The sequence below is a fragment of the Parasphingorhabdus sp. NYA22 genome, assembly GCF_976973735.1.
In genome coordinates this window covers 1,058,300-1,072,325 of record NZ_OZ333477.1, presented here as the reverse complement: position 1 = coordinate 1,072,325, position 14,026 = coordinate 1,058,300, and the positions used below count along the sequence as shown (strand labels likewise).

Genomic DNA, 14,026 nt, shown 5'->3' with positions numbered 1-14,026 from the left:
GCAATATGCACAGAGTAGCTGCTCTAATCATTGGAAAAGTAATTGAGCAAACCTCGTACAGCCTTGATCATTGGAGCCGGCGTTGTCGGCATAGCGAGTGCCTATGCACTGGCGCGGCGCGGGGTGGCCGTAACGGTTCTCGACGCAATGCCCGGCCCCGCGATGGGAGCATCCTTCGGCAACGGGCGACAGTTGAGCTATGGCTATACCGATGCCTTGGCGAGCGGGGATTTGCTCGGCAAGATTCCGCGTCTGGCGCTGGGTGGTGACCCGGCATTCAAGATATATCCGACGCTCGATCTCGCCTCAATACGTTGGAAATTGCAATTTCTGAGAAATTGTACCGAACGGAAATTTCGCAAAAACAGCCTGAAAGGCCTGGAGCTTGCCCGCAGATCGCGCGACGCAATGGCGGATCTGCTGGCGGAGCATGAAATCGAATTTGGTCGCCGGACCGCTGGCAAGATGCTGCTTTTCGGCAACGAAAAATCCTTCGCCCGTGGCCGCGAGATCATGGAGATGAAAGTCAGGAATCAAGAGCGCCAGATGGCACTGAGTCCTGATGTAGCGAAAGAAATCGAACCCGCTCTGAATACGGTTGCCAGTCCCCTGGTCGGCGTGATCTACGCTCCGACCGAGGAGACGGGAAACGCTGCCCAGTTCGCCGAGAAACTGGGCGATATCATCAGTCGCGAATATGGCACGTCGTTCCGGTTTAATGCTTCTGTAAGCACGATCAGGTCGGATAGCGGTTCTGCATCAGTGACATTGGATACCGGCGAGGAGTTGAGAGCCGATATAGCGATTGTCTGTTCGGGTGCCACAGCAGGACAGCTGTTGCGCAAGACAAAGATACATATCCCTATTTACCCGATGAAGGGATATTCCTTCATTGCTCCGGCAACCGCAGCCAGTCCCGAGGTCAGCATCACCGATGTGGCCAGAAAACTGGTCTTTACGCGCATCGGAGACGAAATGTTGATCGCCGGCCTGGCCGATTTGGGCGATGACAGCCCCGTCGTCAGACCCGACAGAATGGCAGATTTGCTGGAATCTGCTCAGGCATCCCTGCCCGACGCCGCAGATTATAGTATGACACGGAACCATTGGTCGGGCCTTCGCCCGATGACCCCCAATTCGCTGCCGATCATATCCCGGCCAAGCGACACATTGGCAATCAATGCCGGCCACGGGATGCTCGGCTGGACGCTCGCCATGGGATCGGGCGCACAACTGGCCGAACTGATATTTGCAAACTGACGGGGACGTTACACATCGTCTGCGGAAATATATTCCTCGACGTCAATCTCGCCCGCCATCCGGCCAACCGCAACAGCCACGGTCGCATCACCGGTAACATTGGTCATCGTACGCATCATATCCATGATATGATTAATGCCGGCAACGAAGGCGATGGTTTCAAGCGGCACGCCGATCGAACTGAGCACGAGGCTCATCATCACCAACCCGGAACCCGGTATGCCGGCAGCCCCGACCGATCCCAATGTCGCGGTCAGGCCGATGAGCAGATAGGATGTCCAGGTCAGGTCAATGCCGTAGATCTGCGCGCCAAATAGCGCCACCAAACCCAGATACATGGCAGTGCCGTTCATGTTGATGGTGGCGCCCAAAGCCACGGTAAAACTGGCGACACTTTTGGACACGCCCAGATTGCGCTGCACACAGCGCAACGTGACCGGCAGAGCCGCGTTCGACGAAGCTGTTGAAAAGGCGACCGCCTGCGCATCGACAATACCGCGAAAGAAATCGATGACGGGAAGCTTGGCAATTGTCTTCAATATGACCGGATAGACGACAAGAATGATGATGAAACAGCCAGCATAGTTGAGTGCCACCATTTTCGCGAGTGGCAGCAAGGCCTCGAAACCGAATGTTCCGGCGACCCAGGCCATCAGCGCGAACACGCCAAAGGGCGTCAGCTCCATAACCAGCATGGTCATTTTCTGCATGACGACAGACCCGGCATCGACGCCACGAACGATCGGAGCGGCATCCTTGCCCGCCATCAGCAGGGCGATGCCAAAAAGCATGGCAAAAATGATAAGCGGCAATATTTGCCCCTCTGCCATCGACATTACCGGATTTTCCGGGATAAGCGCCAGGATCATATCTGTTGGAGAGGTGGCCGCTGGCTGAGGAATATCAACGCCAACTGGCAGGCTTATGTCCAGCCCTATACCAGGCTGAAAAATCGTCCCCATGGTAAGGCCGAGCGAAACCGAAATTATCGCGGTTGTGACAAAGAGCAGCAGCGCCTTGCCACCGACATTACCGAGCTTTTTCAAATCTCCCAGTGCCGCAATACCGGACACCAGCGAGAAAAAAATCAGCGGCACGATCAGCATCTTGATCGCCCGGATGAACAGATCGCCGATCCATTTGATGCTCTCAGCCCCCGGCCCCCAGAACAACCCCACGGCTATGCCCAGCACAAGCGCCCCGACGACACGCTGCCACAGCGGGATTTTGAACCAGAATTTCAACATTGAGTTTCCTTAAGCAGGGGTCTTCCGGGCAGAGCTCCGGTTGATTGTCCACCAGATATCACGGGTTGGCCGTTGACAAACAGATAGCGCACGCCAGTCGATAACAGCCGCGGCTGTTCGTAAGTCGCCCTTGGTGCAAATGATTCCGAATCAAAAACTACAATATCTGCCGCCATCCCGGCCCTGAGATAGCCCCGATCTTTCAAACCGACAATGTCAGCCGTCTGTCCGCTGCTCCTTCGAATGAACCGGGAGAGGGACAATATTCTACCATCCACCACAAAATCCCGATAGGCCTTCGGAAAGCTGGCATATTTGCGTGGATGCCCAGTGCTGCCGTCCGACCCCGTAACCACCCAATCCTGCTGGGCAAAGGCCTCGATATCTTCCGCGTTCATGTTGAACGAGGCGACACGCGCATCACCGGTTTTCAGTATATCGATAGCGACATCCAGAGGATCGCTTCTGCTTCGGGCGGCAAGGTCCGCCAGCGTTTGACCAATCTCGATTTCAGTATCGCCCAATCCGCCGGTTATGAGCAATTTATCCGCGCCGCCGCGTCGTTCCAGATTGGCGGCCATTTCGCTTTTTATCCGGTCAAATATGGTAGCATTTCCCACACGTTCGCGCAGGCCCGCCAGACCTCCGTCCAGCGCCCATCTCGGGACCAGTGCATTGCTTATCCGCGTGCCTGAAGCGGCCCAGGGATATTGATCCGCGGTAATTTTCTGCCCCTTTTCTCGCGCCGAGTTGATTAGCGAGATAATCTGGCTGCTCTGCCCCCAGACCACAGGGCCCAGCGCCTTGATGTGGGAAATATGGACAGCAACTCCGGACGCCGTGCCAATATCGAGCGCCTCGTTCACCGCCCCGATCAGACCAATATTATAGTTGCTTTCATCGCGCAAATGGGTGTCATAATAGCCGCCCTGTTGACCGGCGATCTTGGCTAGTTCGACAACTTCCGCGGTCCTGGCAAAATTTTGCGGTGTGTAATATAACCCGGCGGAGAGGCCAACCGCGCCCTCGCACATCGCCTGAGCCATCATTGTTCCCATCCGCGAAGACTCCGCTTCCGTCGGAGCACGATCATCATCGCCTACCACGCTTTTGCGAATATATCCGAAACCGGCCAAATAAGCGACATTGGTCCCGATAGCATCGTGCCGCGCTTGAGTTGCCATCCTCGATATTTCGGTGCTGCCAAAGCCGTCATTTCCAACCAGAACGGTCGTCACCCCCTGAAACGCGAACGCCTTGTTCTGACGTTGCTCGGGATTGCCGGAGGCCAGCTGGTTGTCCGCATGGGTGTGCGGGTCGATAAATCCGGGAGCCACGATCAAGCCCGACGCATCGATTCTTTTGGCCTCGGCGAACTGATCGTCGGTCGCGTCGCCGATGAAGACGATCCGGTCAAATCTGACCGCTATATCAGCGATCCGGGGTGCGGCTCCGCTGCCATCGTACACCACGCCATTTTCGATCAGATAATCTGCCGCCATGCGGTTCGGCTGTTCGGTGGACGTCTGGCAGGCTGTGAGCAACAAAGGCGCAAATGAAGCGATTAAATACGCCAAACTTTTACGCGCCTTCATCGGGGCGCTTCGGTTCCGAGTAGCGTTTCCATCATCGTGGTAGCTGCCGCAATGGCAATTTTGCGAACCAGCCGACGGTCCGTTTCGTCGCCCATTTCATAGGTCATTGTTGGCACACCATATCTCTTGTGGACATAGTTTTTGGAATTCGGCTGCCCCAGATTGTGACCGGCATCCCGATCAATCTGATAATCCGGCAAACGCTGCTCCAGCAAACCCAGCCAGTTCTTCAAGAACAGTGGCGGTGTTGTCTGGTAGCTATCCGGAATAGTGTAGAAAATATCATGTTTGGTGGAATGGAAATCGACAAACAGGCGCAGATTCTTGTCCGGGGCCTCTTCTATACCATCCAGCAACTCTTTCATCAGCTTTGTTTCCGGCTGCGTAAACGGGCCCCAGTCGCGATTGAGGTCGATGTGTCCGGTGCTGTGGCGCCAATGGCCGCGCACGACACCATCGGGATTGAGAATAGGAACAACAATTGTTTCAAATCTCTCGCGATAGCGCTTTGCAAGCGGCGTGTCGGCCAGCAGCGTTTCGACAAATGGCAATATCGCCAGCGCGCCCGTAACTTCCGGAGGATGCTGCCTGCCGATCAAGACCACCTGCTCAAGCGGCTGCGTGCCGTCTTTCCGGATGGTAAGTGCAGGAATATCGCGACCTTCTGCAGATTTGCCGAGCAGCCAGCTTTCGGCAGCGGGAGATTTTGCCGTCTGGCCGAGCCAGGCATTATAGGCCGAAGGTGGCAAAATTTCCTGTGCGGAGACAAATAGCGGAACATTCTTGAGCTTGACGGTAATCCGCGCCCGTTTCAGGCCGTCAACCTCTTCGACTTTGACAAATTTCTTCGGCAGATAGTCCCAGTTAACCCCGTCCGTACTGGTCTTTGGCCAATAGCGATGTCCGCAGGCTTCATAGTTCAAAATCAGCGTGACCTTGCCAGCCGTCCGGGGCGTCAGACGAAACGCATACCACGCGCTGCAATTGATCGGAGGCTTGTCTTCGGGTGCCAGCGTAACATCTATCCGTTTCGATCCCGATGGCTTGCAGGACGCCACATTGCCGGACGGAAAAGCCGTATCCAGCGTGACATTTTCCGTTTCACAACGGATATTGTCACCGGCTCCCGCGGCTTGCGCGGGAGCCGGCAGAAAAGCGGCCAAAGCAATTGCCACTATCCCCATCGAAACCGCACTCAGATCGGTGCGAACGAAACAACGGGGCAACATTCCAGCTAGCTTATACATGGATCAGAATTTCTTCTGGATCTCGAACCGGAACTGACGACCCCTTGCGCTGTGCAAAGCACCATCGAAACCGAACAGCTCGTCCGACAACGGTGGTTCTGCATTGAAGATATTGTTGAACCCGAATTTTAGTCGCGATCCATCCAGCGCAGTATCATTGTTGATCGTGTAGCTGATCGAGGCATTCATGGTGAACCAGTCATCGACCCGGTAGAAGGCGCCGGTATCGTCCTGAACGGCACCGACATCGAATATCTTGCCGACATAACGACCAAACAGGTTGACCGAGACCGGACCCGACCGCCAGTTCAGCGATCCGCTGAGCCGCCATTTCGGTCGACCATCCAGTTCGAGTTGCTCGCCAAAACCTTCCGGCCGCAACGTTGCAATACTGCCTGCAGAAACTTGCGGTATTGCAGCCAGAAGATCAGGCAGGTCCGTCAGCAGCGGCAGTCCGTCCGCACCGGGCGTTTGGTAAATACTCTTCAGGCGCGCGGCATTCAGGGTAAGCTTGAATTTGCCGATGCCAAAATCCGGAACGGTATAGAAAAGACCAAAATCGAAGCCTTTGCTTACCCGGGAGTCCAGATTTCGATACGGGTTCAAAATCTCGATGACATCACCAGCCGGCAGGATACCGGTTCCGGCGTACAGATCGAGCTGGTCTGCATCCGGATCGGCGCGGACAACATTCGGATTGCTCCGGCCTTGCAGACGCTCCACCAAGTCCAGATACAAGGCATTTTGAGCGCCAAAAATACCGACAATGCCAGTCTGTTTCACGCGCCAATAGTCAGCCGTCAGCGTCAGCCCGGGAATGAAACCCGGTGCAACGACGACGCCGAAGTTGATGCTCTGACTCTTTTCCGGTTCGAGATCATTACCCGTCCGATAATCGACAATCGATCTTGTACCGCAATCGCCTGCATCTGTTTCAATGCCCTTGATCAGCTCGGCGACACATTCGACGGCTGGCCGTTCGGAATTCGAACGGGTCGTGCCTGTATCATTGACCTGAATCAGATTTGGTGCCCGGAATCCTCGCGACCATGCCCCGCGCAGGATTAAACCAGAAAACGGTGTCCAAGAAGCGGCCGCTCTGGGAACGAAGGTACTGCTGGTATCCGAGAAGCTTTCGAAGCGCCCGGCCAACTGCAGGTTCAACGAATGCATCAGCGGAATCTCCATATCCTCCGATATCAAGGGCACGAATGTTTCGACAAACGCGGAATATACTTCGCGATTACCGCTGGTATCCGGGGTCGGGCTGCTGCCTACCACATCACTGCCATTGGTCGCACCGGTAACGGCGTTGGTGAAAGTAATGGTTCCGTCCAGTCTGGAATCACGATCATCGAGAAACGTCTCCCGGCGAAACTCGATACCACCGGCCAGGCCGACATCACCGCCTGGCAGGGTGAAGATATCGGGCCTCGAGACCTTGAAATCGGCCAGAGCCAAGGTCGTTTCGCCTTTGCGGAACACGTCAATCGCAATATCTTCCAGAACCTGGTCGTTGCTCGGCGTGCAATCTCCAATATTCACATTGTCGAGGCACCCGCCATTGAACGGGTTATAAGCTGTTGCATCATTGCGGTTGATTGCATCCTGAAGCAGGCTGCTGGAAATCCGGTTGCGGGCCAGATCGGTTGTATTGGCTTGCGAATAGAGAAAACCGGTATCAAAATCCCAGCCCCACAAATCACCTTTCAAGCCTGCGACCACACGATAGGTGTTTTTTGTCACCGTGATATTGCGCGGTCCAGCATCGATTACGCGGTAATTTTCGAGCAAGAGGTCGCGGCCGGAATCGCTGACCCCGGAACCCAAGCCATCCAGCCGATTGGGATTGGTAGACCCGTCGAGCAGGGTCGTCGCGCCCAGAGGGTTATAATAAGCCGATGACAGAACACCCAGCGGCACGGCAGACAGCGGACCGCTTTGTTCCCGAACGCGCGTTGACTTGGACCGGTAAAAAGACCCTTCTGCGTAAAATTCGACAGCATCGCTCAATTCATGATTGAAGAGCGCGGACACATTGTAGCGATCCTTTTCGGAATACAGGCTCCGGTCGGTGTTTGAATCATATCGGAGATCGGCATCCACGCTCGATCCATTATCGGCACAAAGGCCGCCGCCGAGATTAACAGAGCGCGTGTCTCCGTCCGACAAGAAACTGCACGGCTGGATGTGGAAATCATCATCGCGCACCGCCCAGATATTGCTGGAAGTCGCGCCCGATCCCTGGATATCAAAAGTCGCCCAAGGGGTATCCGAGGTTCTGTTATGGAAATTGGAGTCACCCTCAAAATCCGTACCTTCGACAAACGGCCGAAGATCGCTGCTTGCGGAATAGTCGCGCATCGACGTCGGAGCGCCATTTTCATGATAATAATAACCATAAAGCGTGAGGTTGCTGCGGCCCTCGTTGAAATCAAAACCATAGCCGCCGCGAATGCTCGAATTAAACAGGCTCGTGCCCATGGATGCAGCATAGTTGGCGCGCAAGAATCCGCCATCCAGATTGTCCTTCAATATCGTGTTCACCACACCGGCAACGGCATCGGCGCCGTAAAGTGCAGATGCACCGTCCCGTAAAACTTCGAGACGGCGGACGGCGCCGGGTGCGATTTCATTCGTGTCCGACGATACGACCGGAACAAACAGTTCGGTCTGGAAGCCGGGGTTCAGAACCATCCGGCGACCATTGATCAGAAGCAGTGTGTTACCCGTGCCCAATCCCCGCAAATTGATCGAAGCAATATCGCCGCGCGCCGCATTGGGACTATTCGACTGACTGCTCTGGTCATTGAACTCAACCGTGCCAGCTTGCGGGATGGCCCTGAAAAGCTCGTCACCGGAATCCGCGCCAGTGGTTTCAATTGCCTCTTCATCAAGCACAGTCACCGGGAGAATATCGTCAATTTTCGCGCCCTTGATCTGCGAGCCGGTGACCACGATAACATTTTCACCATTTGCAGCATCCTGTGCCGCCGCATCTTGCGCCGCTGTATCCTGTGCGAATGCTGTACCAGTCCCCGTTGCAAACAATGCTGTTGTGCACATTAAAGCACAGATTCGTGTTCTCGATTTTGACATTTCTGCCTCCCTGTTTCGGCGACCCCGGCCGGTTTTAATTCTATGCGAAACACTGATTTTTCCAGTTGCCCCGGATTGTTGTCGCATAAACGCAACCGCATTGGCAACGCCGGGGCCCCGACATTTTCGACCCAAAGTTATAGACCAAGGCTATGCCTTCGCCGTCAGTAATATTCGGGATTCTGGCTTGAGGACATCAGTTTGACGACTTTGGAAAGCGCGATCAGGCAGCTTTCGATCAATTCAGGTTGCTGGCTGTCCCTGTGGCTTACCGCGCACACAGGAAGAATCAGGGGATCGACAAAATGATGCTTGGTCAGATCATTCTCTGATGAACTAGCTGCTGTATATTGGTCGACAACGGATATGCCGACGCCCTTGCTGACCAGGGACAGCGCAATATGATAGGTATGCGCCGTAACCACTTCATGCGGGACAATTTGGCGATCGGCCATAGACTTGGATAATAGCACCCCGGCAGGGCCGCTGTCCTGCAAACCGATAAAATCGGCTTGATGCAGAAACCCGAGATCAACCTCCCCTTTTGGAATGCCCTCATAACCGAAGGGTGCGACCAGCAAAAGCTCGGCATCGCCAAGCCGTTGACTGGAAAGGCGCTCATCGGCCTCATTGCCAAAGCCGATACAAATATCACATCTTTTCTCCAGCAACGACAAATTCATCTCGCTGGAATGCAGGGTTGTCACTTCAAAACTCATCTCCGGATCGGCCAAACGCATGGTCGCTATACACTCGGGCAATAGATCCAGACTGAGCGAGGGCAGCACACCAAAGCGAATATGCCCGCCTTTACGCTTTCTGATATTCTGGGTGGTCCGGTCAAAAGCGCTGATCCGGTTGTAAATATCCTCGATTTCGACGAACAGTTCGTCGGCAGCGGGTGTAGCGAACAAACGGCCCTTTTCCCGCCTGAACAAGGCAAATCCCAGTTGGTCTTCCGCATAGCGGAGCACCTTGCTGACCGATGGCTGCGACACATGCAATTCGCGCGCCGCGCTGCTGATCGATCCCTCTCGATACACGTGATAGAATATTTCAATCTGTCGTAACCGCATAGCCTGTCATGGCATTTGCTATCGCGATTGGCAAACTCAGACGGCAAGATCGGAGCTTCCGGGCGTTTGCGAATGAACGGCTGCTTGCAGGAGCCGGTTTTCACCTAGCCCGGAACATTGTCTGTGACGCAACTTCTCTAGGACGGAGAAAGGCTTCAGATGTTCACGAAATTAATCCATCGGCTCACGGCGGGGCTCAGGCTATCTGCTTTCGAGCGAGAAACGCAGGCCGAGGCGGCCGACAAATCCGTCGAAATCGCGCACCGGAATGTTTGATGCGTTGCTGACATAGCCGGCTTCGGTAAATATCGAGACCTGATCCCATGCCTGATAATCGAGACCCGCGGTCGCCCGTATATGCGTATCGGACCGGTTCACCGGATAAAGGGATGAGAAATTATCCTCATAATCCCGCTGCACAACAGAAAAGCGGGCGAGACCGGTCAGTTTTTCAGCCAGAGCTGTGCTGCCGACCAGACGAAAGCCATAGCCGGTATAGCTGAAGCGATTGTCTTCCGCGTCATGTTTCAATCCAAGCAACGAGATATTGAACGACGTCGGACCACCGTCCGGACGCCAGTTGTGGCGCAATTCGGCCAGCCACTCGGATTGATCAAAGCCGGTGAAACGATCCTCGGACTGGTTGCGAAAGCCATAGCGCAACCGTCCAGTGGTTGTATGTTCTTTGGAGTGGCGGTGAATCAGCTGCGCCTCCGCCCGCGGGCGGTCAAACACGCGTCCGTCTTCACCCAGAACATATTTATATTCGGCACCCAGCCGCAATTTTGTTGCCTCATTCTCGCCCAGTGGAAAGTCGGCGCGGAGCCCCGGTCCGAATGCATAGCGGTTGAACCGGCTATCTTCGGGATAGACGGCAATATCTGCACCAAAATCGAGGAGCAACGGCCCCAAATCATAGCCAAGCCGGATTTCACTCTCGACAACGCTCGCAATGCGATCCTGATCGATCCCGTTTTCGATGATATCAGCCGGTACAACATCCCGCCCTGCCGACAATTCTGCTGTGGCAAAAAACTCGCCGTCTTTTGCAATAGCTGCACTGCTGGCATTTGCTCCGATGGCTAGCGTGATTATGAGAAATGGTGTTTTCATGGGCTGGCGTCGCTTTGTGTCAGGAGAGAAGGTTTGCGGAAGGATTTGGCCGTCCGGTTGATCGGGATTGTCAAAACGGATTCGAGGGTGAACCACGCGCGCATGGCCCGGAACAAAATATATTCCGGCAACCCCAACAGCGCATCGGGCCTGCCGTTGATCAAGATTGCGGCGATGGCCACCAGCATTGGAGCGCCGATCAGGACGGCAGCAATAGCCTGCCAGACCAGCGGGCTGGTCGGGTCCGTATCGGTGAAAAACTGAAATATGCCGAACAACAGGATCGGCACCATCATCGCACGGCGGGCCGAATTCAAAAGCATATAGGGTAGCACGAGCTTCCCGCAAATAGTCATCGAGGAGGATGTGATGATGTCCTGACAGCGTGAAGAGACATGATAGACAGACCGGAACCAACGCAGACGCTGCTCGCGCAAATGGGCGAAGCTGGTCGGCACTTCTGAAACATAGCGCACCCGATGGTCGACAATCGCCCGATAACCCATTTCGCCGATCCGCAACGACATATCGGTATCTTCGCCGTTCATCCCCGATGCGAATTCTCCGACGCTTTTCAAAGGTCCGGTCCGATAGACAGCGAACATGCCGGGTACTCCGACAAGGCCCCACAGAGCGCTGAGCGCCGGCGAATAATAGCCATGTTTCACCAGAACCTCGACCAGCCGGGCACGATCAAAAATCGCCCCTCCCGGTGGCAAGGGTATGCCGCCGACCACACCTATTTCTTCGTCGGAGAAATTCTGTACGGCGAGGGTAATATTATCAGGTGCGATAAGCGTGTCGGCATCGATGCGAATTGTGATCGGGTGGGTGGCTTCCGCGATTCCGCGATTGAGAGCGTGGGCCTTGCCGCTTTGCGCGACGTGAATGATCCGGCCCTGCAATGCGGTAGCTTCGGCGATCGCCTGTCTAGCAACCGCTTCAGTATCGTCGGCCGAGCCATTATCCAGAATGATGAGTTCGACAATTTCACCATAATGTTGGGCGGCTTTGTCAATATGACGGATTGTTTCTGCAATAATATAGCGCTCGTTAAAGGCTGGCACGATGATACTGACGGGCGACCGAAAATCATCTTTTGCGTCCAGTCGCCGTTCAATCAGGCTGATCAGATATAGCTGAAGGAAAAGCATTGGCAGAAACAGAAGGACGCCCGGGCCAATGCCGCCCAGCAACGTGATATCCCGCAAACCTTCCACCACGGCAAAGTCGGAATAACCGACGAAGCCAGAGAGGGTCGCCGCAATCACTGCGGTCGATGCCAGACGCAACACCGGACGGAGATTTTTATGCTCGCCGATATCTATGTCCACTTTTTCAGGCATCGAGCCACGTTCCAGCAGCATCAACGAGAATAAGGCGAAACCAATCAGCCCGGCAATGATCTGCACGACTATCAGGGCATAGGGATCGCCAACCAATGACAGAAAGATCGTGTTCAAAAGGTCGAGCAAACAACAGATCAACAGAAACCGCAGCACAAGATCAAAGGCGAAAAGCAGCCGAGCAATGGCTGAACCGCTGCCAAAACACGCAAAGGCGATGTAAAAGGAAACGATATAGGTACGGATAGCGATGGAATGCTGCCCCGTATAAGGCACAAATATATAATCCCGCTGGGGGAAAAGCCAATCGAGCTGGCCTGTTCCGAAGGCCCATAGCTGAAGCAACGCCAGCAGGCAAAAAGTCAGCAGCATTGCCGGCACGCGCAGAGGGGATACCGAAGCAGCCAATCCTAGTGGGCGACTATCGACCGATCCATATTGCGCCTCTCGCCTGGAATCACTGGTGAGTGGAGTGGTCAACCATCATTCCCTGCCGGACCAGCAACTCCATCATTTCCCGATATGGAAACAAGCAACGCGACAGCTGAACTGGGCAGCGTCACAATTTCACCGACAGGTCGAGCAACGACCCCGCCATCGCGATCCAATGATCTGTAAACAATCCAGTCATTGGGTTGCACACCTTCTTTGGCAATCGCGGCGACAATATCACCGCTGACGATGCGGATTTTTGCAGCTGTCCGGCCTGTTACAAAGGATAATCCGCGAGGATCGAGCTGACCCAGCAATTGCGCAACGGCCTGAGCGTCGACCGCAGTATCAATCTCGCCGAGTAGCGCGACCGTATCAACAGCGGATAATTTCGTGCGCAACAAAGAGAGACTGTCGGAGGCTCTTTGGCCTCCACCTTTCAAAACGGTTTCCGGCAGCAACTCGGCAACCGACTGCGTGTCCGTACCGCAGCGATTGTGATTACCATCGCCCGACGCCAGAGATATTTCTACCTTGTTATCAGCTTGGTGGAGCGCAGCGGGAAGCGCTATCGACTGGCTGACTCGCTCCGTCTGGGGCGACAGGCGCCGTGAGAACAGCAAATGATCATTAAGAGAGACGGTGACGTCATAGCGCGCGTCATTACCCGCTGGCCCCACCACCAAGCGCATATCCAACGCGGATGGCAAGATCTGGTTCGGCAAATCCGTGACGCTATAATGATAGCGCCAGCTAGTCTGCCGATCGAATTTTCGCATACCTTGATTGATATTCTTGCCGGTAAACGGAATTGGATAGGCTGGCTGGATAAATACGTCACTATAAGGCTTCGCTTCGCCGGAGAGTTTTGTCAGAGCGGCACTGTCGAGACCATTGGGACCGAAATGCAGCAAATAGCCTTTCTGCACGAGCCGGGCGCCATGCACCAATGTCACCAATGCGTCTTCATTGCCTTTGCGTTTATTCCATGAAACCGGAACCCGTCCACCCCAAAGGGAGAGCCGGTCGCTTGTCGTTTCGACCGCTTTGGCAAGCTCAAGCCGCAATCCGCTTTCCGGCTTGATCTCGACAACAGCCGCGATAGAATCATTGGGTGAGCATTGGGCGATCTCCCCACGGCCCTGCAAACTCAACCCGACATCAAGAGCACCGGTCGAGAGTTCGCTTGCGGTCAGCTCGATTTCGACTTTTTGCTGCCCCTTGCTCTGGTTCAACAGGATATCGGCGCGTTTGACTCCGTTGATCGAGACGCGCAAAACGCCTTCGAGGCCTTCAGTGATGCGGCTCGAATATACCAGTTCATACCGTCCGCTGATCGGACGAGCATCGGTTGGCAGGTGGAATACCAGCCCGGCGTAGGATGGCAGTCCACTGAGAATAAGCGGCGTGTCGGAGTCTTGCCCCGTCGTAAAAACGCTGGTCCCACTGGTGTCAGAGCCCTGGCCTGCCGTACCTTCATAGTCGGAAAACTGCTGCTGGTCACCACCACTGAGCTTGGTCCAGCCGGATTTGAAAGCACCGCCCTGCCCCAACAGGATCAGAACTCCCGCCAGTACAAAAGCCAGCAATCCTACGCCGATTAATCTCATT

The 14,026-nt window shown here is 54.9% G+C and carries 9 protein-coding genes; 1 reads left to right on the top strand and 8 read right to left on the bottom strand.

Annotated features, from left to right (window positions below; translation table 11 throughout):
- Positions 1–42 precede the first annotated feature (42 nt).
- The gene (locus ACWFTY_RS05220) at positions 43–1,260 is read left to right on the top strand and encodes an FAD-dependent oxidoreductase (RefSeq protein WP_447526315.1); all 1,218 of its coding nucleotides are present in this window, start codon (positions 43–45) and stop codon (positions 1,258–1,260) included.
- Between the two features lie 8 nt (positions 1,261–1,268).
- Here the strand turns inward: ACWFTY_RS05220 and ACWFTY_RS05215 are convergent, their stop codons facing one another.
- From ACWFTY_RS05215 to ACWFTY_RS05180, 8 genes are all read right to left on the bottom strand, one after another.
- The gene (locus ACWFTY_RS05215; protein ID WP_447526314.1) at positions 1,269–2,507 is read right to left on the bottom strand and encodes a dicarboxylate/amino acid:cation symporter; all 1,239 of its coding nucleotides are present in this window, start codon (positions 2,505–2,507) and stop codon (positions 1,269–1,271) included.
- On the bottom strand, positions 2,501–4,084 hold the full coding sequence (locus ACWFTY_RS05210) for an N-acyl-D-amino-acid deacylase family protein (RefSeq protein ID WP_447526313.1): 1,584 nt from the start codon (positions 4,082–4,084) through the stop codon (positions 2,501–2,503). Before ACWFTY_RS05210 ends, ACWFTY_RS05215 begins: the two co-directional genes overlap by 7 nt.
- A gap of 14 nt (positions 4,085–4,098) precedes the next feature.
- Positions 4,099–5,331: a M14-type cytosolic carboxypeptidase gene (locus tag ACWFTY_RS05205; protein ID WP_447526312.1), complete on the bottom strand. Its 1,233-nt coding sequence runs from the start codon at positions 5,329–5,331 to the stop codon at positions 4,099–4,101.
- A gap of 21 nt (positions 5,332–5,352) precedes the next feature.
- A complete protein-coding gene (locus ACWFTY_RS05200) occupies positions 5,353–8,415 on the bottom strand; it encodes a TonB-dependent receptor domain-containing protein (RefSeq protein ID WP_447526311.1) in 3,063 nt (1,020 codons plus the stop codon).
- A 197-nt stretch (positions 8,416–8,612) separates the two neighbouring features.
- Positions 8,613–9,524, bottom strand: a complete 912-nt coding sequence (locus ACWFTY_RS05195; protein WP_447526310.1) for a LysR family transcriptional regulator — start codon at positions 9,522–9,524, stop codon at positions 8,613–8,615.
- A gap of 201 nt (positions 9,525–9,725) precedes the next feature.
- Positions 9,726–10,637, bottom strand: a complete 912-nt coding sequence (locus tag ACWFTY_RS05190) for a hypothetical protein (RefSeq protein ID WP_447526309.1) — start codon at positions 10,635–10,637, stop codon at positions 9,726–9,728.
- The gene (locus ACWFTY_RS05185; RefSeq protein WP_447526308.1) at positions 10,634–12,463 is read right to left on the bottom strand and encodes a glycosyltransferase; all 1,830 of its coding nucleotides are present in this window, start codon (positions 12,461–12,463) and stop codon (positions 10,634–10,636) included. The genes ACWFTY_RS05190 and ACWFTY_RS05185 overlap by 4 nt, the downstream gene beginning before the upstream one ends.
- Positions 12,460–14,025 (bottom strand): cellulose biosynthesis cyclic di-GMP-binding regulatory protein BcsB, encoded by a 1,566-nt coding sequence (locus tag ACWFTY_RS05180; RefSeq protein ID WP_447526307.1) that lies wholly within the window; start codon positions 14,023–14,025, stop codon positions 12,460–12,462. The genes ACWFTY_RS05185 and ACWFTY_RS05180 overlap by 4 nt, the downstream gene beginning before the upstream one ends.
- Between the last annotated feature and the right edge of the window lies 1 nt (position 14,026).